At 67.3% G+C, this 3028-nt stretch carries 3 protein-coding genes; 2 read left to right on the forward strand and 1 reads right to left on the reverse strand.

Translation table 11 applies throughout. The features are described 5' to 3' along the window. Both EOA29_RS30900 and EOA29_RS30905 read left to right on the forward strand, forming a co-directional pair. Positions 1-2014, forward strand: a 2014-nt coding sequence (locus EOA29_RS30900) for a xanthine dehydrogenase family protein molybdopterin-binding subunit (RefSeq protein WP_145969891.1), incomplete at its 5' end; no start/stop codon positions are given. A 102-nt stretch (positions 2015-2116) separates the two neighbouring features. Continuing rightward, positions 2117-2602 (forward strand): hypothetical protein, encoded by a 486-nt coding sequence (locus EOA29_RS30905; RefSeq protein ID WP_245464708.1) that lies wholly within the window; start codon positions 2117-2119, stop codon positions 2600-2602. Between the two features lie 30 nt (positions 2603-2632). On the opposite strand, the gene EOA29_RS30910 is transcribed toward EOA29_RS30905, so the two are convergent. Beyond that, positions 2633-3028: zinc-binding dehydrogenase (locus EOA29_RS30910; protein ID WP_145969892.1), on the reverse strand; the 396-nt coding region annotated here is incomplete at its 5' end.

Below are 3028 nucleotides of genomic sequence, written 5' to 3' on the forward strand. Positions count from 1 at the left end.
GTTCGGCAACCGACCGTCCGATGGACCCTACTGCCCTTTAGCCCGAGAGGTCACCTTTTCCGGCCAGCATGTCGCGGCGGTCGTGGCCGAGACCTTCGAGCAGGCGGTGGCGGCGGCCGCACTCGTCAAGGTCTGGTATGACGAGATGCCGGCCATCGTCGACCTTAGCGACGGCAAGGCCGGCGACGGCATCCCGATCGACGCCATGACCAAGGAATGGGGCGACGCGCAGGCCGCCTTCGCCGAAGCGCCGGTGCGCATCTGCGCGGCCTACAACACGCAGCGCGAGTTCCAGGCGGCGATGGAGCCGCACGGGCTGATCGCGCGCTGGCAAGGCGACGAACTCACCATCTGGGAGCCGAGCCAGTGGCTCGACGGCATGGCGCGCACCTATGCCGAATGGTTCGGCGTGCCGTTCGAGAATGTGCGGCTGGTCTCGCCCTATATCGGTGGCGGCTTCGGCTCGAAGGCGCTGGCTCTGGCGCACAGCGCGGTGGCGGCGGCAGCGGCAAGAATGCTCGGCCGACCGGTGAAGCTGATGCTCAACCGCCCGCAGAACTTCACCTCCTATGGCGGCCGCGCCGCAACCCGCCAGACGGTGGCGATCGGCGCCGACGGCGAGGGCCGCATCCAGTCGATCGTGCATCGCGGCGTCAACGAGACTGCCGTCGACGGCATGTGGGTCGAGCCGCTCGGCTCCGTCACCTCGATCATGTACGCCACGCCCAATTTCTCCTCTAAGCAGAATGTGGTGCGGGTGAACACGGTGGTGCCGGGCGCCAAACGCGCGCCGGGCGAGAACCCCAGCGCCTTCGGCATCGAATGCGCCATCGACGAGCTCGCTTATGAGCTTGGGCTGGATCCGCTGGAGATCCGGCTTCGCAACTATGCCGAACAGGATCCGGAAGCGAAGAAGGCGTGGTCGACACGCCAGCTTCGCGAGGCGTTTGCAACAGGGGCGGACGCCTTCGGCTGGGCCAAGCGTTCGCGCGAGCCGCGCTCGATGCGCGACGGCCACCAGCTCATCGGCTGGGGCGTGGCGGCCGGCACCTATCCGGTGCGGCGCGCCTATGGCGAGGCGGTGGTGAGGCTCTCCGCAGACGGCTCGGCCGAGGTCGAAAGCTCCTCCATCGATATGGGCCAGGGCACCTACACGATCCTGGCGCAGACCGCCGCCGAGACGCTCGGCGTGCCGGTGGGGAAGGTGTCGGTGAAGCTCGGCGACTCGCGCCTTGCGCGGGCGGGCGTCACCGGCGGCTCGCGGCTTGCCGGCGTCATGACCGGCGCCGTCTACAAGGCGGCGGGCCAGGCGCTGGACGAGCTGATCGGGCTGGCGCTCTCCGATCCGCGCTCGCCCTTCCATGGGCTGCAGGCGAACACGCTTGTCGTGAACGACGGCCGTGTCGCCTCGCCGCGCGGCGACGGGCCGGAGCTGTCGATCGCCGAGCTGATGGGCATGCTCGGCCGCGAAAAGATCGAGGCCAGGGGCGACACCGTTCCGGCGAGCTTCACGCGGGAGCAGCGCTACAACAACTACACCACCATCGCCACGGCGCTGCCGCACACCGAAGGCGACTATTCGCGCCATTCCTGGTGCGCGCATTTCGTCGAGGTGCGCGTCGACGAGGATTTCGGCACTGTGCGCGTGTCGCGCGTGGTGTCGGCGCTGGATTCCGGCCGGCTCTACAACCCGAAGCTGGCGGAGAGCCAGTGGAAGGGCGGCATCATCATGGGCATCGGCCAGGCGCTCTTGGAAGAAGGCATCGTCGACCGCCGCCACGGCCGCATCGTCAACGGCAATTTCGCCGACTACATGCTGCCGACCAATGCCGACATTCCCGACATCCAGACCATCTCGGTCGGCATCCCCGACCCGCATTCCTCCGCCCTCGGCGGCAAGGGCGTGGGCGAACTGGCAATCGTCGGCATCGCGCCCGCGATTGCCAACGCGGTGTTCCACGCGACGGGGAAGCGGGTGCGGGATCTGCCGATAACGCTGGAGAAGTTGATTTAGGGGCGGCGTAGAAACTGCCGATCTCCTCCCTTGCGGGGGAGATCAATCGCTCGCTCGCTTTCGCCAATCTCTGTATGATTGCGCTATGCTGAGGGAAGCATCATGAAGAGCATAGCGGCAACCATCATCCTGGCGCTTGCAACCACCCTCCCCGCTCACGCCGCCTCCTGCGCCTGGTCCGCCAAGATGGAGGAGGACGAAGGCGGCAGCGTGATGACGGCTTCGGTCTGCGGCGGGCCGAAGGGCGATGCGCATCTGATGCTGACTTGCTTTGCCAAGCCAGTACTGAGCTATGATATCGGCGCCGCGGGCGGGCAACTCGAGCCCGGCATCAACGCCTCCTTCACCTTCAAGGCCGGCGGCAAGATCGTGACGCGGAAGCTCGACCTTGAAGCGATGTACAACTACTTCACGGCCGAGCTTTCCGGCCCCGCCGACCCGCTGCTCGCCCTGCTGCGGGGAAAAGGCGAGGCGACAGTCAGCGCTGCCAAATATGGCGAGGCGAGCTTTCCGCTGAAAGGCTCCGGCGCGGCGATCGGCAAGGTGCTGGCCGCTTGCGGCAAGGGCTCGGGCGACGAAGCGGATTGAGCCGCCGATCCCCTACGGTCGGTGCCTTCCCTACCACTCCAACCCGAACACCAATTTGCCGAAATGCAGCCCGCCGGCGGCCATGTGGGTGTAGGCCTCGGTCGCTTCGTTCTGTGAAAACACCTTGTCGACGACCGGCTCGATGCCGGCGGCGCCGATGGCGCGGGCGGCGTCGCGCAGGTCGGAGACCGATCCGGTGTTGTTGCCCACCACCTTCAGCGCCTTGATGATGATCGGCAGCAGGTTGACGGTCGCCTCGGCGCCGGTGACGAAGCCGATGGTGAACAGCGTGCCGCCCGGCGCAGTGGCGTTGACGGCACACGCGAAGGTGGCGGTGCCGCCTGTCTCGACGACGAGGTCGGCGCCGAGGCCGCCGGTCAGTTCCAGCACCTTGCCGTCCCAGTCCGGCGTCGCGCGGTAATTGAT

Source organism: Mesorhizobium sp. M1E.F.Ca.ET.063.01.1.1 (genome assembly GCF_003998155.1).
In the GTDB taxonomy this organism is placed as follows: Bacteria; Pseudomonadota; Alphaproteobacteria; order Rhizobiales; family Rhizobiaceae; genus Mesorhizobium.